Annotated in this window: 21 protein-coding genes; 12 read left to right on the plus strand and 9 right to left on the minus strand. The window is 65.0% G+C overall.

All coding sequences use genetic code 11. The features are described 5' to 3' along the window. Positions 1 to 127 precede the first annotated feature (127 nt). The 4 genes from fabG to C0V78_RS15190 all read right to left on the minus strand — a co-directional run bounded on the left by fabG (position 128) and on the right by C0V78_RS15190 (position 4,812). Positions 128 to 889 carry a 3-oxoacyl-[acyl-carrier-protein] reductase gene (gene fabG, locus C0V78_RS13285; RefSeq protein WP_101798411.1) on the minus strand — a complete coding sequence of 254 codons (762 nt, stop codon included), beginning with the start codon at positions 887 to 889 and terminating at the stop codon, positions 128 to 130. A 55-nt stretch (positions 890 to 944) separates the two neighbouring features. After that, a complete protein-coding gene (locus C0V78_RS13290) occupies positions 945 to 2,897 on the minus strand; it encodes a beta-propeller domain-containing protein (protein WP_158241562.1) in 1,953 nt (650 codons plus the stop codon). Between the two features lie 118 nt (positions 2,898 to 3,015). Further along, a complete protein-coding gene (gene fabD, locus C0V78_RS13295; protein ID WP_101798413.1) occupies positions 3,016 to 3,951 on the minus strand; it encodes an ACP S-malonyltransferase in 936 nt (311 codons plus the stop codon). Positions 3,952 to 3,987: 36 nt separating this feature from the next. Further along, the gene (locus C0V78_RS15190) at positions 3,988 to 4,812 is read right to left on the minus strand and encodes an LD-carboxypeptidase (protein WP_254049947.1); all 825 of its coding nucleotides are present in this window, start codon (positions 4,810 to 4,812) and stop codon (positions 3,988 to 3,990) included. Between the two features lie 54 nt (positions 4,813 to 4,866). Here C0V78_RS15190 and C0V78_RS13300 point away from each other — a divergent pair, with 54 nt between their 5' ends. From C0V78_RS13300 to C0V78_RS13315, 4 genes are all read left to right on the plus strand, one after another. Continuing rightward, a complete protein-coding gene (locus tag C0V78_RS13300) occupies positions 4,867 to 6,282 on the plus strand; it encodes a glutamate ligase domain-containing protein (RefSeq protein WP_254049948.1) in 1,416 nt (471 codons plus the stop codon). Next, positions 6,282 to 6,722 carry a hypothetical protein gene (locus tag C0V78_RS13305; RefSeq protein ID WP_101798414.1) on the plus strand — a complete coding sequence of 147 codons (441 nt, stop codon included), beginning with the start codon at positions 6,282 to 6,284 and terminating at the stop codon, positions 6,720 to 6,722. The genes C0V78_RS13300 and C0V78_RS13305 overlap by 1 nt, the downstream gene beginning before the upstream one ends. Positions 6,723 to 6,786: 64 nt before the next feature. Beyond that, positions 6,787 to 7,149, plus strand: a complete 363-nt coding sequence (locus C0V78_RS13310) for a PilZ domain-containing protein (protein ID WP_101798415.1) — start codon at positions 6,787 to 6,789, stop codon at positions 7,147 to 7,149. 79 nt (positions 7,150 to 7,228) lie between these two features. Then, entirely contained in the window at positions 7,229 to 8,308 is a 1,080-nt protein-coding gene (locus C0V78_RS13315; protein ID WP_101798416.1) for an alpha/beta hydrolase, read from the plus strand. A 4-nt stretch (positions 8,309 to 8,312) separates the two neighbouring features. On the opposite strand, the gene C0V78_RS13320 is transcribed toward C0V78_RS13315, so the two are convergent. Together C0V78_RS13320 and C0V78_RS13325 are read right to left on the minus strand one after the other, a co-directional pair. Beyond that, the gene (locus C0V78_RS13320; RefSeq protein WP_101798417.1) at positions 8,313 to 9,260 is read right to left on the minus strand and encodes a DUF808 domain-containing protein; all 948 of its coding nucleotides are present in this window, start codon (positions 9,258 to 9,260) and stop codon (positions 8,313 to 8,315) included. Positions 9,261 to 9,337: 77 nt separating this feature from the next. Further along, positions 9,338 to 10,012, minus strand: coding sequence for a response regulator transcription factor (locus C0V78_RS13325; RefSeq protein WP_158241564.1), 675 nt, complete (start codon positions 10,010 to 10,012; stop codon positions 9,338 to 9,340). Between the two features lie 240 nt (positions 10,013 to 10,252). Between C0V78_RS13325 and C0V78_RS13330 the strand changes: the two genes are divergently transcribed. The 6 genes from C0V78_RS13330 (at position 10,253) to C0V78_RS13355 (ending at position 15,236) form a co-directional block, all read left to right on the plus strand. After that, positions 10,253 to 10,774, plus strand: coding sequence for a hypothetical protein (locus C0V78_RS13330; RefSeq protein WP_101798419.1), 522 nt, complete (start codon positions 10,253 to 10,255; stop codon positions 10,772 to 10,774). 159 nt (positions 10,775 to 10,933) lie between these two features. After that, positions 10,934 to 13,348, plus strand: coding sequence for a TonB-dependent receptor (locus tag C0V78_RS13335; protein WP_101798420.1), 2,415 nt, complete (start codon positions 10,934 to 10,936; stop codon positions 13,346 to 13,348). Between the two features lie 228 nt (positions 13,349 to 13,576). Then, entirely contained in the window at positions 13,577 to 13,939 is a 363-nt protein-coding gene (gene rpsF / locus C0V78_RS13340) for a 30S ribosomal protein S6 (RefSeq protein ID WP_101798421.1), read from the plus strand. Positions 13,940 to 13,942: 3 nt separating this feature from the next. Beyond that, positions 13,943 to 14,167 (plus strand): 30S ribosomal protein S18, encoded by a 225-nt coding sequence (rpsR, locus tag C0V78_RS13345; protein WP_101798422.1) that lies wholly within the window; start codon positions 13,943 to 13,945, stop codon positions 14,165 to 14,167. A gap of 14 nt (positions 14,168 to 14,181) precedes the next feature. Further along, on the plus strand, positions 14,182 to 14,790 hold the full coding sequence (rplI, locus tag C0V78_RS13350; protein WP_101798423.1) for a 50S ribosomal protein L9: 609 nt from the start codon (positions 14,182 to 14,184) through the stop codon (positions 14,788 to 14,790). A 134-nt stretch (positions 14,791 to 14,924) separates the two neighbouring features. After that, positions 14,925 to 15,236: a hypothetical protein gene (locus C0V78_RS13355; protein ID WP_101798424.1), complete on the plus strand. Its 312-nt coding sequence runs from the start codon at positions 14,925 to 14,927 to the stop codon at positions 15,234 to 15,236. Between the two features lie 10 nt (positions 15,237 to 15,246). Here C0V78_RS13355 and C0V78_RS13360 read toward each other — a convergent pair whose 3' ends face one another. Next, positions 15,247 to 15,786 (minus strand): pseudouridine synthase, encoded by a 540-nt coding sequence (locus C0V78_RS13360; protein ID WP_101798425.1) that lies wholly within the window; start codon positions 15,784 to 15,786, stop codon positions 15,247 to 15,249. A gap of 92 nt (positions 15,787 to 15,878) precedes the next feature. On the opposite strand from C0V78_RS13360, the gene C0V78_RS13365 reads away from it, so the two are divergent. Then, positions 15,879 to 17,312 carry an AMP nucleosidase gene (locus C0V78_RS13365; protein ID WP_101798426.1) on the plus strand — a complete coding sequence of 478 codons (1,434 nt, stop codon included), beginning with the start codon at positions 15,879 to 15,881 and terminating at the stop codon, positions 17,310 to 17,312. A 46-nt stretch (positions 17,313 to 17,358) separates the two neighbouring features. On the opposite strand, the gene C0V78_RS13370 is transcribed toward C0V78_RS13365, so the two are convergent. Beyond that, positions 17,359 to 19,164 (minus strand): M2 family metallopeptidase, encoded by a 1,806-nt coding sequence (locus C0V78_RS13370; protein ID WP_101798427.1) that lies wholly within the window; start codon positions 19,162 to 19,164, stop codon positions 17,359 to 17,361. Positions 19,165 to 19,287: 123 nt separating this feature from the next. Then, complete coding sequence (locus tag C0V78_RS13375; protein WP_101798428.1) at positions 19,288 to 20,043, minus strand: alpha/beta fold hydrolase; 756 nt, start codon at positions 20,041 to 20,043, stop codon at positions 19,288 to 19,290. Between the two features lie 115 nt (positions 20,044 to 20,158). Here C0V78_RS13375 and C0V78_RS13380 point away from each other — a divergent pair, with 115 nt between their 5' ends. After that, positions 20,159 to 20,815 (plus strand): hypothetical protein, encoded by a 657-nt coding sequence (locus C0V78_RS13380; RefSeq protein ID WP_101798429.1) that lies wholly within the window; start codon positions 20,159 to 20,161, stop codon positions 20,813 to 20,815. Positions 20,816 to 20,864: the final 49 nt, after the last annotated feature.

The following is a 20,864-nucleotide window of genomic DNA, read 5'->3' on the forward strand; positions in this document are numbered from 1 at the left end:
CGCGCCGGAAATTTTTCGGACTTTCTTCCTTAACGCGGGGGCGGCGCGCGGCAAGCACAACCTGCCGGATGCACGGCGAAGCTGGGGATAAAGCGGGGGATTTGCGCCCCCGCCGCATCCCATGCGATCAGAGCATCGCCATGCCGCCGTTCACGTGCAGCGTCTGCCCGGTAACATAGCCCGCTTCCTTGCTGGCGAGATAGGCGACAGCGGCGCCGATATCCTCGCCCTCGCCCATGCGGCCCATCGGGATGCGGCTGTTCAGCGCTTCCTTCTGGCCATCGGGCAGGCCGTCGGTCATCGCGGTGCGGATGAAGCCGGGGGCAACGCAGTTCACGGTCACGCCGCGGCTGGCGAGTTCCTGCCCAAGGCTCTTCGACATGCCGACAAGTCCGGCCTTGGCCGCGGCATAGTTCACCTGCCCCGGATTGCCGGTGGCCCCGACGACGCTGGTGATCGTGATGATGCGGCCGAAGCGCGCCTTCATCATCGGCTTGGTGGCGGCGCGCATCAGGCGGAAGGCGGCTTCAAGGTTGATCTTGATCACCTGCTCCCACTCCTCGTCCTTCATCCGCATGGCAAGGTTGTCGCGCGTGATGCCGGCGTTGTTCACCAGGATGTCGATCTTGCCCAGCGTATCGACCGTGGCGGGAACAAGGTGTTCGACCTGTTCGGTGTTCGAAAGGTCGCAGGTGATTTCCACGTGGTCGTGGCCGTAGGTATCGTTCAGCTCTTCGCGGAAGGCGCGCAGCTTGCCCGGGTTGGTGCCCGAAAGCGCCAGCCGGGCGCCCTGGCGGGCGAGAGCGTGGCTGATGGCCGAGCCGATGCCGCCCGCAGCGCCGGTGACAAGCGCGGTCATGCCGGTAAGGTCGAAAAGGCGGTGGTCCATGGCGCAACAACTCCTCTGCGTTTGATCCCGCTCCTTGCGCCTCGGCGCGCCCGCGTCAACGCCCCGGCGCAGCCTTATCCGGCATGAAGCTGGTCCGGCGCACTTCGGCAATGCGCCCCTCGCTGATCCGGCCTTCCACCAGTTCGTAGCCAAGCAGCGCAAATATCCGGCCGCGCAGGAAGATCGGCCGGGCATTCCCGTACCAGTCGACGCAGGAGGCAACGCAGCCATCGTCAATGGACTTGAGAAGGCCGGAATCTAGCGTGCCGAGCGGCGCAAACTTGCGGTCCTTGCGGGCCATGAAGAAGATGCCGGAACCATAGCCGTAGGATCCGGGCCGCATCGGCAGGCCGACCGGCAGGCCCAGCGTTCCGTCGGTTCCATCAGTGTTATCCGCGCGGAAGAAATAGGCCTGGCTGCGCGATTCACCCTCGCGCGCACCGGGCAGGTCATAGCTGTCGACCACGGCAGACCCGCGCCCGTCGAGCGCGACTGCCTGGAAGCGCAGGCTGCCGCCATTGCCATCGGCGCTGACCGGGTTGCCGACAAGGATGGCGTCCTTGCCCATCTGGTCAATGCGCGAAAGGCTCATGTCCGTATCGAGCCGGGCGATCATCCCGCCATCAAGCGGCACGGCATAGACCGGGCGCGGCCCCGTGTAGGGGGTGTAGCGCCCATTGGCATAGCTGCCGCTGTAATAGGTTGCGCCATAAAGCAGGTGATTGCCGACGTAGCGGTTCTTTATGCCGGACATGTCCCCGCCGGGAAGCGGGCGGTAATCGGCCTTGCGCGGCGCGCCTCCTCCCGAGCCGAAGCGGCTGGAGGGCAGCTTGAGCAGGGCCAACTGCCCACCGCCCACGATCTTGTTGAGCCACATGGCATCGCCGCCGTATTCCGGGCGCACAAGCGCGTGCAGTGTGCCGTCAGGTTCCGAGCGCAGGCCGAACTGGTCGCTCGGCCCGCCCCAGACAACCGCGGCGGAGGGGCGTTTGCCATCGAAGGGGATGCGATAGACGATGCCGCGCTGGTCAGGCTTTCTGCGATCGTTCCATGGGCGCTGGAACAGGTTGCCGGTCCAGACGTAAACGCCGTCCTGCCCGACATAGAAGGTGCGACCATAAGACCCCATGACCACGGTCGAATCGCAGCTCAGCCGCACGGCCGCGAGATCGCACATCGTCACCGAATGGAAGGCGCTGACGTTGAACGCAGGGTTGTTTACCAGCAGGTCCGGCAGGTAGATCCGGTTGACCGAGGCGGCAGGCTCGAACCTCGATTTCTCGCGACCCTCGCTCCATCGGCGCAGGGCCGGCAGGTTCTGCAGCGGCTTGTCGCGGTTGATGTAGTTGGGCGCGTAGAACACCAGCTTGCTGCCGATCAGCCGCGAGGCATAGTTGTCCGACGAGTAATAGTCGCCCGAGCGCAGGTAATGCGTATCGACATAGGTGAGCTTGCCGGCGGCGTCGATGCGGAAGCGGTTAAGCTCGGTCCCCTGGCGGGCATAGGTGTAGCCCATCACCAGCACGGTATCGCCGGTAATCAGCATTTCGTCATACCAGGCCCTGCCACCGTCATGCTCGGGCGGAAAGGCGTTGATCATGTCGATCGGGGTCAGGCTCTCATCGCCGACCGCCACGGTGAAAAGCCGGCCGCGCCGCAGCACGACCAGGTGCTTGCCATGGACCTTGACGATGCCGCCCTCGTCGACGCCGGCCGTCTGGACATTGGTGATCGATTCCGCAGCGGCTGGCGCTGGTGCAGCGGCATCCGCGGAAACCGCGACCGGCGGCGGCGGCGCTGGCGGTGGAACCGGCGGCTGGGGCGGAACGCCCTGGTTGATCGTGGTCTGGTAAGCATCGGCCCGCTTGAGCAGCGCTTTCAGCTCGGCCTCTCCGCGCAGGGTCCGCATGCCTTCTGCACCGAAGGCCGGAGCCGTGCCCGCCAGCAGCCATGCCGCCAAGGTCACGCCTGCCAGCGTCCGCCTGCCCTGCCTGTGCCCGATCACCATCGCACGTTCCCCCTTACGACTGCCTCTCCATGCGACAGGAAACGCCGCACAGGATGAGCCGAGGATGAACGAAGCATCCGCCTCATGCAAAGCCGAAAGCGGCCGACCCCGGAAGGGATCAGAGATCCTTCGCGAGCGCCTCGATATCGGCCATTCCGACCACGCTGGTGATCGAGACATCGGCGACCGAACGGCCGATCATCGGGCCGAGCACCTTGCCGCCCAGTTCGACGAACTGGCCCACCCCGGCGTCCTTCATCGCAATTGCGCTTTCGCGCCAGCGCACCCGGCCGGTTACCTGTTCGACCAGCAGGCGCTGGACCTCTGCCGGGTCGGTCACCACCGATGCAGTGACATTGGCAAAAAGCGCAACGCTGAGCGCACCCGGCGGCGTCTTGCCGAGCGCCTCGGCCATGGCATCGGCCGCAGGCTGCATCAGCGGGCAGTGGAACGGAGCGGAGACCGGCAGCAGCATGCCGCGCTTGATCTCGAAATCCTTGACCATGGCAACCGCGCGCTCGATCGCCTCGCGATGGCCCGAGATCACGACCTGCGTCGGGTCATTGTCGTTGGCGACAGTGCAGACCTGCCCCTCGGCCGCGGCTTCGGCAAGGCGCGAGGCCTTGTCCATGTCCGCGCCGAGAAGTGCCGCCATGGCGCCGACGCCGACCGGAACCGCGGCCTGCATCGCCTGACCGCGCAGCTTCAGCAAGCGCGCCGTATCGGCCAGGCTGAACGCCCCGGCGGCGCAAAGCGCGGTATATTCGCCCAGGCTGTGCCCGGCAACGAAGTCCGCCTTGTCGGCCAGGCTGATGCCGCCTTCCTTTTCCAGCACGCGCAGCACGGCGATGGCATTGGCCATGATTGCCGGCTGGGCATTCTCGGTAAGCGTCAGCTGGTCTTCCGGACCTTCGCGCATGATCGTCGAAAGCTTCTGGCCGAGCGCGTCGTCCACTTCCTCGAACACTTCGCGCGCAGCGGCGCTGGCTTCGGCAAGTTCGACACCCATGCCGACCTTCTGGCTGCCCTGTCCCGGAAAAACGAATGCGCGCATGGCTGCGGTCCCCTCCAAATGAAAGCTGGCGCGCCCCTATGGCTGACGAAAGCCCCTGACAAGCCCGAAGGGCACAATCCTGTTGTCAGCATCGTGTCCGATATCGGCCCCACCGAGGAACGCTATGGCATGCCGGTCGCACCAATCGCGCGCAATCTGGGCCGCATCGCTGCCGAACGGACGGTCGTTATCGGGCACGTCGCTGACCCGGCCGAGCCGCAGCCCGGCGATGCCGCCAAGGTGGGCGGTTGCATGGAAGAACAGGCGGTCGACCGCGTAAAGGTGCTCGCTCACCTCCTCCACCTGCACGACATGGCCCGCCAGCCCCGGCATGAGCGGCGTGCCGGCCAGCATGGCCAGTGTCGTGAGGTTCAGGGCGACAGTCGGCCGGTCATCCAGCGAAGGTTCCAGCCCTGCTCCATTGCCGGTCAGCCAGTCGAACACCCGCGCTATCGCTGTGCTGCCACCCGTGCGGCGTATATCGGCTGGCATCGGCGCGTGGACGGGCCGGCCGATCCGCTCGCGGTACAGTCCGCCGAGCAGGTAGCCCATGTCCGAATAGCCCAGGAACGCCTTGTCCTGCGCGCGGTGATCGAAAGCCGCCAGCGCAGCCTGCGCAATCCGGTTCGAGCCATAGCCCCCGCGAGCAAACCACACCGCGTCGAAAGCGGGATCGTTGGCGCACTCGACCAGTGCCGCAAGGCGCGCCGCGTCGGGCCCGGCAAAGTGGCCTTCGGAGGCGAAGCATTGCGGGTGGACGGTGAGTTCGATGCCGGGCCAGCCACGCGCCAGATCGGCCACCCGCGCGGCATCCTCGTGCGAAATCGGACAGGCCGGGGCGCAGATGGCGATGCGGATCATCGCTTCCTCCTATCCGAGGTTGTTTCCAAGGCAAAGGGCGCATACCGAGCGAGCATGACATCGCTTACCCAACACCCCTGGTTCTTCTCCGGCATCGGCGGATCGGGAATGCTGCCGCTGGCGCTCATCCTGAAGGGCCTCGGTGCCCAGGTCGCCGGATCCGACCGCAGCCGTGACCAGGGCCGAACGCCGGAAAAGTTCGCCTGGCTGGAAAGCCTGGGTTTCAGCCTGTTTCCCCAGGACGGCAGCGGCGTGACCAGCGACCGGCAGGTGATCGTGGCATCGGCGGCGGTCGAAGATACCGTGCCGGAAATGGTCCGCGCCCGTGAATTGGGCTGCCCGCGCATGAGCCGCGCCGAATTGCTCTCGCGCCTGTTCAACGCCGCGCCTTGCGGGATCGCCATCGCCGGCACCAGCGGCAAGAGCACGGTGACCGGGATGACCGGCTGGATCCTCGAACAGGCCGGCCGCGCGCCCACCATCATGAACGGCGCCGTGATGAAGAACTTCGTCGCGCCCGACGCCCCTTTCGCCTCGGCCCGGGTCGGATCGGGAGAGGTCTTCGTCTCCGAAGTCGATGAAAGCGACGGTTCGATCGCCCTCTACAACCCGGAAGTGGCGGTGCTGCTCAACGTCAGCCTCGATCACAAGTCGATGGAGGAACTGCGCGAGTTGTTCGGCGATTTCCTGCGCCGGGCCAAGGCAGCAGCGGTCAATCTGGACGATCCGGAAGTGCGGGCACTCGTTCCGGGAGATCGCGGGCATTGCCGGACCTTCGCGATCGAGGCGCAGGATGCCGACATTGCCGTCGTCCCCGGCTCCATCATTGAAAGCCCGACAGGCATTGCCGCCCAGGTGCGCGAAAGCGGCAACGGCGCGGTCCACCGGCTGGAACTGCGCGTTCCGGGCCGGCACAACCTTGCCAACGCCCTTGCCGCCATGGCTGCTGCCAGCATGGCCGGGGTCTCTCTGGGCGAATGCATTTCGGCCCTGTCCTCCTTCGCCGGTCTGGCGCGCCGGTTCGACATCGTCGGCACCAGCGCTTCGGGCATCACAGTCATCGACGATTTCGGCCATAACCCGGAAAAGTGCGCTGCCACCCTTGCCGCGCTGAAGGCTCACCCCGGCCGGGTGATCGCCTTCTTCCAGCCCCACGGCTATGGCCCGCTGCGCCAGATGGGCCACGAACTGGCCGAGGTCTTCGCACGGATGCTGGGACCGGACGATGTCACGATCTTGTGCGATCCGGTCTATTTCGGCGGCACGGTCGATCGCTCCGAAGGCTCGGAACGCATTGTCCGCCTGATCGCCGAAGCTGGCGGCAAGGCGGAATATGTCCCCTCGCGCGAGGACTGCGGCAAGCGCATCGCCGCCATCGCCCGGCCGGGTGACAGGGTTGTCGTGATGGGCGCGCGCGACGATACGCTCTCCGCATTCGCCCGCAGCATTCTTGACGAGGTGAGCAGTTGATGAGGATTTGCGCTGCGCTGGCCATCCTGCTTTCAGCATCCGCCAGTGCCGCGCCGCAGGCGCCCTTGCGGCTTGAGGGTGCCTACCGCTTCACCAGCACCGCAGTCGACAGTGTCAGCCTGAAGCCCGTCTGCACCGAAACCTGGACCTTTGGCGGGGACAGGATGACCGTCAGCAGCGGCGAGGAAGTGGTGGACAAGCAGTTCCGCACCCAGCGCAACCGGACCGGCGACTGGCTGGTCACCCGCGCGATCGCCACCAACGGCAAGCCCGATTGCACCGGCCATTCAACCGCGAAACCGGACAGGAGCGAGCGCCGGACCTACCTGCTGCCGATGAACGGCGGAGACGTGATGCTCTGCCCGCCTCCCGGCATGACGGCGGAGGGCATCCCCGTGATCAGCGACTGCTTCGGCACCCTTCGCCGCGCGGCGCGCTAAACGCTTAATTCTGCGGTACTCCCTCCGTCCTCTGGTGCATGGTTAACATGCATTGGGGGAAACGATGATGCCGGATGGACAGGAAGCCGCCACGTTCCAGTTGCGCCGGGCCGAGCGCGTGGCCTTCGACCTGATGGTCAAGTACCGCCTCTGGGGCTTTCGCGGTACGATCATGCTGAAGGACATGACGCCCTTCGGCGCGCGGATCGAGGGCCTGCCGGACCTTCGCATGGGTGACGAGGTGACGCTCCTTCTGCCCGGCCTGCAGCCCAAGCATTCGACTGTCGCCTGGGCCGATGGCAGCTCTGCCGGGGTCGAATTCGACCATCCGCTGCACGGCGAAGTCTTCAAGGATCTGGTCCGCGACTACGCGCGGTCGCGCCCGACGTTCGATACGGTGCCGGCACCCCTGCGCGCCGCGGCGTGATCCATCGCTGCGGCGCTCTTGGCAGGGACGCGCAGGCATGGATAACCTCTCCACCGGACAACGATCCGGGAGAGAACTCATGCGCCGCCTGATCCTGCCTGCGCTTGCCGCAATCGCCTGCGCTTCCGCCGCCCACGCCGACGATCCGAAACCGCGTCCGGTCTTTACCGAGGACGGCACGGTAAAAGTCCCGGCCTTCGAACTGCCGCCATCCGCCTTTCTCAGCCCCGAAGCGCTCGCCCAGCAGAAGGCGCGCGCCCGGATGGGCCTGCCGATCATGGACAGCTCGCGCGGGGAAATGTCGGCGGTAGAGGCGCGCAAGGCGCTGGCCCGCTACCTGCAGCCGCAGGTGGATCGCTACCTCAAGATGTTCGCGGTCGATGTCAGCGAAACGACCATCGCCGGCGTTCCGGCAAGGATCGTCGCGCCAAAGGGCGGCAAGGCCGATCCGAAGCGCGTGCTGATCAACCTGCACGGCGGCGCTTTTTCCACCTGCTGGGAAAGCTGCTCGCTGATCGAATCGGTGCCGATCGCCGGAACGGGCAATTTCCGGGTGATTTCGGTCAACTATCGCATGGGGCCGGAAGCGCGCCATCCTGCCGGACTGGAAGACGTCGAAAAGGTCTATCGCGACCTGCTCAAGCGCTACAAGCCAAGCCAGATCGGCGTGTTCGGCTGTTCGGCGGGCGGTGCGCTGACTGCCCAGCTGGGTGCCTGGCTGCCCAAGCGCGGCCTGCCGCAACCCGCAGCGCTCGGCATCTTCGGCGCGGGCGGGCTCCGATTCGGCGCGGGCGATTCGGCATGGATAGCCTCTGCCATCGACGGCTCCTTCGCCGGCCCCGCCAAACCCGGCGAGAAGGCCATCGACATGACCAAGGGCTATTTCGATGGCGCGGACATGGGCGACGATGTCCTCTCCCCCGCCCTGCACCCGGCGGTGATCGCCAAATTCCCGCCCAGCCTGGTCATCACCGGCACGCGCGCGATGGACATGACGCCAGCGATCTTCACCAATTCCAAGCTGCTGGAAGCCGGGGTCAGATCAACCCTGATCGTCGGCGAGGGCATGGGCCATTGCTATATCTACAGCGAGGACCTGCCCGAGGCGAAGGCCGCCTGGCAGGTGATCGTCCGGCACTTCAGGGAAAACCTGAAGTAACCGGTCAGTGCGCCTTGCCGTCCTTGCGCGGCAGGATGTGCACGACCCAGGCGACCAGCCCGCCGAGGACGAGCCCGACCACGGCCGAGGCCACGGCATAACTCAGCCAGCCGAGCAGGCCGCCGAGCGGGCCGGTGGCCAGTTCTACCCAGTGCTGCACCGCATGGGCGGCATCCGACGGGGCGTGGAAGCCCAGTTCGTGGCTGCCATGCAGCAGGATGCCGCCGCCGACCCACAGCATGGCCGCAGTGCCAACCGTGGACAGGACCGCCAGCAGCTTTGGCATGGCGAGCAGCAGCCCGCGCCCGAAAGCCTTAGCGGCGGCAGTACGGCGGTTTTCGACCATGTGCAGGCCGATGTCGTCCATCTTCACGATCAGCGCGACCGCGCCATAGACCAGCACGGTGATGGCAATCGCCACCGCCGCAAGGATCAGCGCACGGCTGAGCAAGGGTTCGTTCGCCACCTCGTTCAGGGCAATGGCCATGATTTCGGCGGAAAGGATGAAGTCCGTCCGCACCGCACCGGTCACGCGTTCGCGCTCGAATTCGGCCATGTCGGTGATCGGATCTTCCAGCGTCTCGCCGATCTTGTCCGCGCCAAGCTTCTCGACGACTTTCTCGGCGCCCTCGAAGCAGAGGAACAGACCACCCAGCATCAGCAACGGCGTGATCGCCCAGGGCACGAACTGGCTGAGCAGCAGGGCAGCGGGAAGCAAGATCAGCAGCTTGTTCCGCAGCGAGCCCTTGGTGATCTGCCAGATGATCGGCAATTCGCGATCGGGAGTGAACTCGGTGACGTAGCTTGGCGTCACGGCCGCATCGTCGATCACCACGCCAGCAGCCTTGGACCCTGCCTTGGCGGCGGCCACGCCGACATCGTCGATCGAGGCGGCAGCCGTCTTGGCGATGACCGAAATATCGTCGAGCAGGGCGACGAGGCCGGATGGCATGGAATGGAACTCCCCGATGGACGTGATCTGACCTGCGGTTTGGGGCAGGCAGCCCCGTCGATCAAGGGGTTGTGCGACTATTCCAGCGAATCGAGCACATAGCCGAGCGAGCGGACGGTGCGCAGCGGATCGGGCGCGCCCGCCGCCACCAGCGATCGGCGCAGGCGGCCGATCCACACGTCCACCGTGCGCTCGTCGATACCCAAAGCGTGCTTACCAAGGTGCTCGATCAGCGCCCCGCGCGAAAAGACCTGGTCAGGGTTCTCGAGGAAATGGACGAACAGGCGGAATTCGTTGGGCCGCAGCGAAACGATGCTGCCTTCAAAGCGTACCTGGTGCGCTGCGATATCTACCGCGATGCCGCCGTGGCGGTGAACCTGGCGGGGAGCCAGCGCAGCGGTGCGTGCGCCGGCCCCGTCAACCCGCTCGACGATCCTGTCTGCATCGAGCGGCCCGAGCAGGTAATCATCGGCCCCGGCCTGCAGGGCCCTGCGGCGCGCCTCCATGTCGGCGCTTTCCAGCACCATGGTCAGGTGCGCGCGCCGGGTCGGTCCGGCATCACGCAAGCGTCGGCAGAGTTCGAGCCCGGACATCTGCGGGCAGATCCAGTCGATGAAGGCCCAGACCCGGCCTTCCGAAGCATCTGCCGATGGCAGGTCGGATAGGTCATGCAAGCGCCACGACGGGCGCCGCTGGCGCAGTTCGCTCACCAAATGCGGCGGCGGATCGGTTATCAGGACAGTTGTCATCATGGTTATGTTCGTAGAGATGTTGTTTGGGGAATGATGCCCTGCCGGGGTGACGGTTTCATGACGGCCATGCGGCAGCCATGTTGCTGTCTGCGAGACGTAGTTTTTCCGTCGGACCGGTGCCATTGCCGCACTTGCCGCAGACTGTCAGGCCCCCGCCCGTGTCACACGACTGTCACATAAAACCGCGTGAATCCTGCGCATTTGCGGCCTAGAATCGTCTGCCGGAATTCAGGAGAGTCCATGCGTTTTCACTGGCCACTGCTCGCCGCCGTGCTCCTTGCTGCCAGCCCTGCCCATGCCGAGCGGCTGCAGTTCGACCATCGGCTCTATCCGCCGCTCAAGCAGGTGCTCGACAGCGGTGATCAGGGCATGGTCCATTTCAACGCATCCAACCCTGCGCGGCTGGTCGACCTGATCGCAGTCAAGGGCAAGTCGGCCAAGTCTTGGACCGAAGCTCTGGAAATCATCGCCCTCGCCCGTCCGCGCGACGTGGCGACGGTGGCTGACTGGAGGGCTCTGATAGAGAAGCAGTCACTGGCTCGCTGCAAGGCGACCTTCGAAATTATTGCCCAGTCCGAAAACTCCATCACCTTCGAGCGCCGGTCTGCCGATTGCCGCGCCGAACGGGCCAACACCGCGATCTACCGGCTGGTCACAGGCAAGCGGTCCTGGTTCCAGCTCTCCGTTTATTCAAAGACGGGGCTCGATCCAGAGGCGCGGCGGCAATGGCTCGAACTGCTCGCTTCGGCCCGGCTTGAGTAGGCCGAACACAACCCTGACGCACACCGGTCACATCGCTGTCACCTAACTTACGCAGCGACGACACGAACGACTCCTAGAGCGGCGCCGAAGCCGGGCTCAGGGGGCGATTCGAGCACCCTGCACGGCGGAAAACCGACAACTGTCCAGGGAATCAGTCCAATGAAATCCGTTTCCACCCTTCGCTTTGCCTCGCTCGCCGCGATTGCCAGCGCGCTGATCGCCGTGCCGGGCGCGGCCCATGCGACCATCGCTGTCGGAGCCGAAGGCGTGACCGTTGCAGGAGCGCAGTCCGCAGACGCCGTCCCCGCCGATGAACAGACGCAGGATGGCACCTACAGCTCGGGCCTGACCGAAATCGTCGTCACCGCGACCAAGCGCGAGACTAACCTGCAGAAGACGCCGATCGCGATTTCGGTGCTCGCCCCCGACGCGATCAAGGACCGCCACGTGCAGAGCCTGATCGACATGGCCGACGGCGTCGTCCCTTCGCTGCGCGTCGCCACCTTCGAATCGCGCCAGACTGCTCTCACCATCGGCATCCGTGGCATCGTTCCCGCCGACGCCAACCAGACCGCGCGTGACCAGGGCGTGGGCGTCTACATCGACGGCGTCTACCTTGGCCGTCAGCAGGGCCTCAACGCCGCCCTGTTCGACATCCAGCGCGTCGAAGTGCTGCGCGGGCCGCAGGGCACGCTGTTCGGCCGCAATGCCGAAGGCGGCGCGCTCAACATCGTCACCCGCAAGCCGAGCGGCGAATTCGGTGGCCGCGCCACCGCCGGCTTCGGCAACTTCGGCAGCTACAACGGCGAGATCCACGTCGACCTGCCGGCCGTTGCGAACATCTCGGTCAAGCTGGACGGCCTGATCAACCACCAGGATGCCACCGTCACCAACCCGCTCGCCGGACAGACCGGCTGGAACTATCGCCACAACGTCGGCGGCCGCGTCACCGCGCTGTGGAAGCCGTTCGACGGGTTCTCGGTCGAAGTGTCCTATGACAAGGCCAAGGGCGAAAGCACCCCGCTTTACAGCCAGCTGATCAACTACAATCCCAACAACCGCCCGGTCGGCACCTATGTCGGCACCACGCTGACCTGCCCCGCCCCGGCCACCAGCTGCATCGCCCCGCTGTCGCCGCTGGTCGTGGTGACGGGTGAGAACACCCGCCAGACCGCCGCCGAAATCGGCGTGCCGCAGCAGCCGAGCATCGACCGCACCGAAGGCGTGACCGGCACGCTCAAGTACACGGTCGCCCCCGGCCTCGAACTGCGCTCGATCACCGCATGGCGTTCGGTCGGCACCGACCAGTGGGACAACTCGGGCGGCGCACACCGCACGATCTTTGCCCCCAATGCCAACTTCAGCCGCTACAGCCTGTCGAACCTGAGGCAGGACCAGTTCAGCCAGGAATTCCAGGCTGTCGGCTCGATGGACCAGCTCGAATATGCGGTCGGCCTCTACTACTTCACCGAGGAAGTCCGCGAATTCGCCGCCACGCCTTCGACCAACAAGTGGAACGCGACCGGCACCGGCTATACCATTAACGACGCGATGACCTGGCAGCAGGCCAACTGGTCGGTCCAGCGTGACAGCAACGCCAAGGCCAAGTCCTATGCCGCCTTCGCCCAGGCAACCTGGAGCCCGCGCGACAACCTGCACCTGACCGTGGGCGGCCGCTACACCAAGGACGAGCGCGAAGGCACGCTGACCAAGGTGCAGAACAAGCCGGCGAACTTCCCCTTCACCTTCGAAAACAGCCGCTTCGACCCGATGGTGACGCTGGCGATGGAACCGGCGGACGGGGTCAACCTCTATGCCAAGTACTCGACCGGCTACCGCGCCGGCGGTGCCAACGCGCGTTCGCAGACCTTTGCCGCCTTCGGTCCGGAATCGGTCAAGGCCTATGAACTTGGTGCCAAGCTCGACCTGCTCGACCGCCGCCTGCGCCTGAACCTTGCCGGCTACATCATGGACCGCAAGGGCACCCAGATCGACTTCGACAACGTCGATACCAACCCGACCAGCCCGACCTTCAACCTCCACACCCAGGAAACCCGAAACGCCCCCGGCGTGTCGAAGATCCGCGGTGTCGAGGCTGAACTGACCGCGCGTCCGGTCGACGGACTGACGCTGGGTGCGTCCTATGCCTATACCCACGTCGATGTACCGGCGATCGCCAACCCGTTCCTGCCGGGCAACCCGCTGACCAAGGTGTTCACCGCCTTCACGCCGAAGCACGCGGCCTCGGGCTACATCGACTATGATCTGCCGATCAATGACAGCGGCTCCAAGCTGCGCTTCCACATCGACGGCAACTACGCCAGCGAGCAGTACAGCTTCCAGGACGAGGACGTCCTCGCTCAGCCCAGCTTCATCGCCAATGCCCGCGTGGCGCTGGTGGACCTGCCGATGGGCAATGGCGGCCAGCTCGTCACCTTCTCGGTCTGGGCGCGCAACCTGTTCGACGAAACGCACTACTATCGCCGCTCTAACGCCAACAACAACACGCTAGGCGCCTATGCCAACTTCAACGCCCCGCGCACCTTCGGCGGCGATGTGACGATCAACTTCTGAGGTTTCACAGGAAGGTCCTCCCTTAATCCTTCCACCCTTGGGGCGGGCAGTCGGCATGGCTGCCCGCCCTCCTTTTGTGGCCTTCAGGCCGGGTTTGCGCTTGCAAAGCGGCGCAAATCCGCTAAGGGCCGCCACTTCCGCGTCCGCGCGGATACCCGAAGAAAGCCGGAGGGGCCCCGCAATCCCGCGGATCAGCCAGCGATCGGTTAGATTAGAGAAAGGCTGCACATGCCGTTGTACGAGCATGTTTTCCTGGCACGCCAGGATCTGAGCCAGGCGCAGGTTGATGCGCTGGCTGCTACCGCCACCGAGATCGTCGAAGCCAACCAGGGCAAGGTCACCAAGACCGAAACCTGGGGCCTCAAGAGCCTCGCCTACAAGATCGCCCGCAACCGCAAGGCGCACTTCGTGCTGCTCAACATCGATGCCCCCGCCGGCGTCGTTGCCGAACTCGAGCGTCAGACCGCGATCAACGAAGACGTGATCCGCTGGCTGACCGTCCGCGTCGACGAGCATGAATCGGGCCCCTCGGTTCAGATGCGCAAGAATGACCGCGAGCGCGCCAAGCGCCGTGAACGCGAGGAGTTTTGATCCATGGCACGCGCATTTTTCCGCCGCCGCAAGTCGTGCCCCTTCTCGGGCAAGAACGCGCCGAAGATCGATTACAAGGACACGCGCCTGCTTCAGGGCTTCATGTCCGAACGTGGCAAGATCGTGCCGAGCCGCATCACCGCCGTTTCCGCCAAGAAGCAGCGTGAACTGGGCCAGGCCATCAAGCGCGCCCGTCACCTGGGCCTGCTGCCCTACCTCGTGAAGTAAGGGGAGTACGGAACATGGAAATCATCCTCCTCGAACGTGTCGAGAAGCTGGGCGGGATCGGCGATGTCGTGACCGTGAAAGACGGCTACGCCCGCAACTTCCTGCTGCCCAACAAGAAGGCGCTGCGCGCCAACGAAGCCAACCGCAAGGTCTTCGAAGCCAACCGCGCCAAGATCGAAGCCGACAACGCCGAGCGCCGCAAGGCTGCCGAAGCCGAATCGGGCAACGTCGAAGGCAAGTCGGTCGTCCTGATCCGCGCCTCGTCGAACGCCGGCCAGCTTTACGGTTCGGTTTCGGTGCGTGACATCGTCGATGCCCTGGTTGCCGATGGCGCCCAGGTCACCAAGTCGATGATCGTGCTTGAGCGTCCGATCAAGACCATCGGCGTGTTCGACGTGAAGGTTGCCCTGCACCCGGAAGTGTCGGTCAACGTCAAGGTCAACGTCGCCCGCTCGCCGGACGAAGCCGAACAGCAGGCCCAGGGCGTCGACGTCCTTGCCCAGATGTTCGAAGAAGAAGCGAAGCCCGTCGGCTTCACCGAAGCCTTCGACCCCAACGCCGAACCGGGTGAAATCCCGGCCGACGTGGCGGAAGATGCTGCTGCGGCTGCTGACGAAGCCTGATCGCTTCCCCATTGCGGCAAGAATCGGGGCGCTCCTGCGGGGGCGCCCTTTTTCGTTGGACCGGGTCGATCACCCGCTGCCTTTGACAAACCAGTGCTTTTCCATATCCTTTCCTTGGCAAAAGGGGAAAGTCCATGGCCACAGCCGCAGCAGCCGTCGTCGCAAAAGCGCGGCGCCAGATCCAGCATCACTTCTTTTCGGCGGACGCCGTGCGGGCTGACCGGGCGGTGCCTTTCGCCCCCTCGAACCATGCCGAGGCGCGCCAATTCGAAAAGCTCGAAGCTGCGGGCGTCATCCACCGCGTCGGCGGGGATCGGTTCTGGCTCGATGTCGCCGCCTATGACCTGCACCTGCGCGCCCGACACACCCGTCTGAAGTGGACGCTGCTCACCTTGGTAGCGGTACTGGCCGTGATCATCATGGTGCTGGAGTACAGGCCCGGTTGATGGCTTGAGCTCAGACTTGCCACCACTCTCCGGGCGGCAATGCTTCAAGGCTCCATTCCCCCACGCGCCAGCGCACCAGGCGCAGCGTGGGCAGGCCGACCGCGGCGGTCATGCGGCGCACCTGGCGGTTTCGCCCCTCGTGAATGGTGAGCGCAATCCAGCTGTCGGGCACGGTCTTGCGGAAGCGCACCGGCGGGTCGCGCGGCCATAGCTGCGGATCGTCGATACGCTCCGCCCCGGCCGGCAGGGTCATCCCGTCCTTCAGCATCACGCCGCGCCGCAGCTTGCCGAGCGCCGCTTCGTCGGGCTCGCCTTCCACCTGGACGAGATAGGTCTTGGGCAGCTTGAAACGCGGATCGGCAATCCGCGCCTGGAGCCTGCCGTCGTCGGTGAGCAACAGCAGCCCTTCGCTGTCGGTATCGAGCCTGCCGGCAGGATAGACGCCCGGAACCTTGACGAAATCGGCCAGCGTCGGGCGCGGCGGACCGCCACGTTCCGGGGAAAACTGGCAAAGCACGCCGTAGGGCTTGTTGAACAGGATCAGCGCCATCGCCGCCTCCTCGCAGGATGGCCCGGCACTGTCAAAGCGGCAGCAAACCGGTTGCAATTGAAATGTAATCGCCGGGGCGCTATAGGCTTGCGATGAACATGATAGAAAAGACCATCGCGGAATTGGTCCGCGTTTATGAAACCGCCGTCGAAACCCTCCGCTCCGATATCCAGGCATTCGCAGCCGACGGCACCCTTCCCCCCGCAGATCGCCGCGAAACCCGCGCCTGGTGCTATCCGGAACTGCGCATCCGTTATTCGGGTGTCGAGAACCGGCCCGACCTCGCCCGTGCCTTCGGTCGACTCGGTCACAAGGGCACCTTCGCCACGACGGTCACGCGCCCGGCGTTCTTTGCCGATTACCTCACCGAACAGCTCTCGCTCATCGCCGATGATTACGAGATCGAGGTAGAGGTTGGCCGATCGACGCAGGAAATTCCCTTCCCCTATGTCATCGATGCCAGCTCGGGCCTCGGCACGCTGCGCGCGCAGGACATGGCGCGGCATTTCCCGGCAACCGAACTGGCGCTGATCGGCGACGAACTGGCTGACGGCATCGACCTTTCCGGACCCGATGCCGATATCCCGCTGGCCCTGTTCGACGGGCTTCGCACCGATTTCAGCCTTGCCCGTCTTGCCCACTACACCGGCACGGCCATCGAACACTTCCAGCGGTTCATCCTGTTCACCAATTACCACCGCTATGTCGATGAATTCGTTGACTGGGCAGGCAAGCAACTGGGCAAGGGCGATTACGTGGCGCTTTCCGGCGCCGGCGGGCTGCTGCTCGACCAGCCGACCGACAATGCCCGCGATCGCCTGTCTGACACGGCATGGCGGCGCCACCAGATGCCGGCCTATCACCTGATCGCCAAGGACGGGATGGGCATCACTCTCGTCAACATCGGCGTCGGCCCCTCGAACGCCAAGACGATTTGCGATCACCTGGCGGTCCTGCGCCCGGAAGCCTGGCTGATGATCGGCCACTGCGGCGGGCTGCGCGATACCCAGCGCATCGGCGACTACGTACTCGCCCATGCCTACCTGCGCGACGATCACGTGCTCGATTGCGTGCTGCCGCCGGAAATCCCCATCCCCGCCATTGCCGAAGTGCAGGTGGCGCTGGCGCAGGCGGCCGAGACGGTGAGCGGCGATACCGGCGCGAATCTCAAGAAGCGGATGCGCACCGGCACGGTCGTCACCACCGACGATCGCAACTGGGAGCTGCGCTATACCGACAGCGCATTCCGCTTCAGCCAGAGCCGCGCCATTGCCATCGACATGGAAAGCGCGACCATTGCCGCGCAGGGCTTTCGCTTCCGCGTGCCCTACGGAACGCTGCTCTGCGTGTCCGACAAGCCGCTGCACGGCGAGATCAAGCTGCCGGGCCAGGCCAACCGGTTCTACGAGGAAGCCATTGCCGCCCACCTCAAGATCGGCGTGCTGACTTGCGAACTGCTCAAGGCGGAGGGGCCGAGGCTGCACAGCCGCAAGCTGCGCGCCTTCAACGAACCGCCGTTCCGTTGATCCCGCGCCCCCGGCGAGACTATCACCGGGGGTTCAGGTTTTCAGCTTACCAGCCGCAGTTCTCGCCCTTGGTTTCCTGCTTCAGGAACTTCGAGAGCGGGGCGAAGTAGTTGAGCATCGACTTGCCGCTCATTTCGCGGGTGCCGGTGAAGGCCTGCAACGCGTCGGGCCAGGGCTTCGATGCCCCCATGGTCAGCATGGCGTTCAGCTTCTCGCCCACCTGCTTGTTGCCGTAGAACGAGCAGCGATGCAGCGGCCCCTTCCAGCCGGCCTGCTTGCACGCAGCTTCATAGAACTGGAACTGCAGAATGCGGGCCAGGAAGTAGCGGGTGTAGGGCACGACTGCCGGGATATGGTACTTGGCGCCCGCATCGAAGGCATCGGCGCCGCGCTCGCCCGGGGGTACGATGCCCTGGTACTGCAGGCGCATTTCGGTCCATGCCTTGTTGTAGTCGGCCGGCTTCACCTCGCCCGAGAAGATGCGCCAGCGATAGCGGTCGATCAGCAGGCCGAAGGGCAGGAATGCCACCTTGTCCATCGCCTGGCGTAGCAGCAGGCCGGTATCCTTGTCGGCGCTGGGCACCTTGGCCGGATCGAGCAGGCCGATCTGCACGAGGTATTCCGGCGTCATCGACAGGGCGACAGTATCGCCGATCGCCTCGTGGAAGCCGTCGTTCGCGCCCTCCATGTACAGGCGATAGGGCTGGCCGTTGTAGGCGCGCTGGTAGAAGTTGTGGCCCAGCTCATGGTGGATGGTGACGAAATCGTCGCCGTTGACCTTAGTGCACATCTTGATGCGCAGGTCGTCCTTGTTGTCGAGGTTCCAGGCCGAAGCATGGCAGATCACCTCGCGATCGCGCGGCTTGGTGATTTGCGAGCGGTCCCAGAAGCTGGCAGGCAGCTGCTGGAGGCCAAGCGAAGTGAAGAATCCTTCGCCAGCCTTGACCATCTTGACCGGGTCATAGCCCTTTTCCTTGAGCAGCTCGGTGACATCATAGCCAAGATCGCCCGCCCCCTTCGGCGCCACGATATCGTATATGTTGCCCCATTCCTGCGCCCACATGTTGCCAAGCAGGTCGGCACGGATCGGACCGGTCCGCGACTGGACGGCATCACCGTACTTCTCGTTCAGCTTCTTGCGGGTGTAGCAGTGGATCTGCTGGTAAAGCGGCTTCACCTCGTTCCACATGCGCTCGGTGGTGGCGGCAAAGGCCTCGGGCGTCATGTCGTAGTTGGAGCGCCACAGCGCGCCGAGATCGGCGTAGCCCAGTTCCTTCGCACCGGCATTGGCGATCTCCACCATGCGGACGTAGTCGGTCTTCATCGGCTTGCCGACATTGTCATGCCAGGAAAGCCACATCTCCTTCAGCTCGGCAGGGTTGCGATTGGTGCCCATCGCTTCTTCGATGTCGCTGCCGTTGATCGGCTTGCCGTTCAGCGTACCCTTGCCCTTGCCGTAAATGCCCGAAAGCTTGGCGGCGAGGCCGGCATATTCGTCCGCCGCGCCGGGGGTGGAGGGCACGGGGTTGACGATCTGGGTGCGGAACATGCCCAGCAGGCGCTGCGTCTCGGCAGAAAGGCCCGGCACCTTGGCCGCTTCGGCCGCCTTGGCGGCATTGGCCACCTGCAGCTTGGTGAAGTCCGCATTGGCGCGGGCGGAAAGCGCGGCGCTTTCATCGTTGATGTAGGTCGAATAGACCCAGTCGGCCTGGCTGACCTCCACGATTTCGTCGGCGTAGGCCTTGTCGGCCGTCTTCACCCAGGCATCGACTTCGGCAGGCGTGGACTGGGCATAGGCGGGAGTAGCGACCAGCGCGGCGGCCATTGCCGCCTGCGACACGAATTTCCTCATGGCAGATCCTCAAGCAGACTCAGGTGGTTTCAGCCGAAACGGCTTACTCCCTCGCTTAGGCCGCCATGGCGCGAGGTCAAGGGTGGTTCGTCGATCCCGGTGCGCCGGCCGCCGAGTCCTTGCCTATTGAGCGAGGAACCGCGCGATCTCCTCGCCAAGTTCGCGGCGGGAAACGCAGCTCATGTGCGTGCCGGGTATCTCGACGTGGCGTCCCTGCGGCAGGGCCTCCGCAAGCGCGCTGGGCGATCCGTTATCGCGATCCTGCGCACCGCAGACGACCAGCGTCGGCATGGTCACGGCGGCAAAGTCGCTGATCCCGGTTCCCTCGATCGATTCCAGCAGCAGCCGGGCCGCCACCGGGTCGATCTTCATGGTCTTCATGAAGCTTTGCGCGAAATAGGCCGGGTCTTCGCGCGGGATGGAACCGAACCGGTCGATCACGTCGAGAAAGAAGGCCGAGCGTCCGCCCCATTTGACCAGCCCCTCAAGGCCCATGCCGCCAAGCACCAGCCGGCGCGGGGAAAGCCCTGCCAGCACGCCCTTCAACGAGGTGCGTGCGCCAAGCGAAAACCCGCCAAGGTCATAGTCGGACAGGCCGAGCGTGCGGACCAGGGCCTGCAGATCGCCAACCAGCACGTCATGCGGATAGTCCGCGGGATCATGGGGGGCAGCGCTGGCCCCATGGGCCCTGAGATCGGGCATGATCACCTCGAACCCGGCCTCGGCGATACGGTCGGCGTGGCCGAACTTGATCCAGTTGACTTCCGCGCTGGAAAACAGCCCGTGCAGCAGCACCAGCGGACGCCCCTCACCCATGCGGTGAATGGCCAGGCGGGTACCGCCGATACCTTCAATGAAATCGGTCTTCACTTCGCTCACTTCGGCATCTCCAGTCGCGCACCTTCCTTGCCGGTTAGCACGCCTCGGACCATTTGCCATTGCGTGACGCCTGCAAAAAATGCCAGCAAGGCCGCCGGGCAAGGGGAGGCGCTTCATGCACATCGAAGGCGATTACGCGACAGACGGCTTTGCCACGATCCGTGACCTGATCCCGCGAGAGGTGGCGACCTACCTCTACAAGCAGATCCAGATCGACCTGGCAGCAGCAGGCCGCTCGTTCCAGGACTTCGCCGTGACGCAGGCGCTCTCGCGGCACGAAACGGTCGACATATCCGGCCACTTCTATCGCCCGCTGACAACCTTCCTCTGGGGCCTGACGCCGATTGTCAGCCATGTGACGGGCAAGGACCTGCTGCCGAGCTATGACTTCTTCCGCATCTACCTGCAGGACGACGTGTGCCGCGTCCATGCCGACCGCCCTTCGAGCGAGCACAGCATTTCACTCACCCTGGCCTACAGCGATGGCAAGCCCTGGCCGCTAGAAGTGGGCTCCCGCCACGTTACCGAGGTCACGCCCTGCGAGGATACGTGGGGTGACGAGCCATACACTTCGGTCGAGATGCAGCCCGGCGACGGCGTGCTTTACCGCGGCATCGACCGCCGCCACGCCCGCGTCCAGCCCAATCCCAACCGGTGGTCAGCACACCTGTTCCTGTTCTGGGTCGAACGCGACGGCCCCTATGCCCGCCACGCCTTCGATGCGGAGCGGCTGAAGTCGGAGCATGAGCGGGTGGCGCAGATGGCTACCTGAATAAAGCCATTGCCTGTTTCAGGCAGGGCCAACACCGATCGCGCGCCTG

Source organism: Novosphingobium sp. TH158 (genome assembly GCF_002855555.1).
In the GTDB taxonomy this organism is placed as follows: domain Bacteria; phylum Pseudomonadota; class Alphaproteobacteria; order Sphingomonadales; family Sphingomonadaceae; genus Novosphingobium.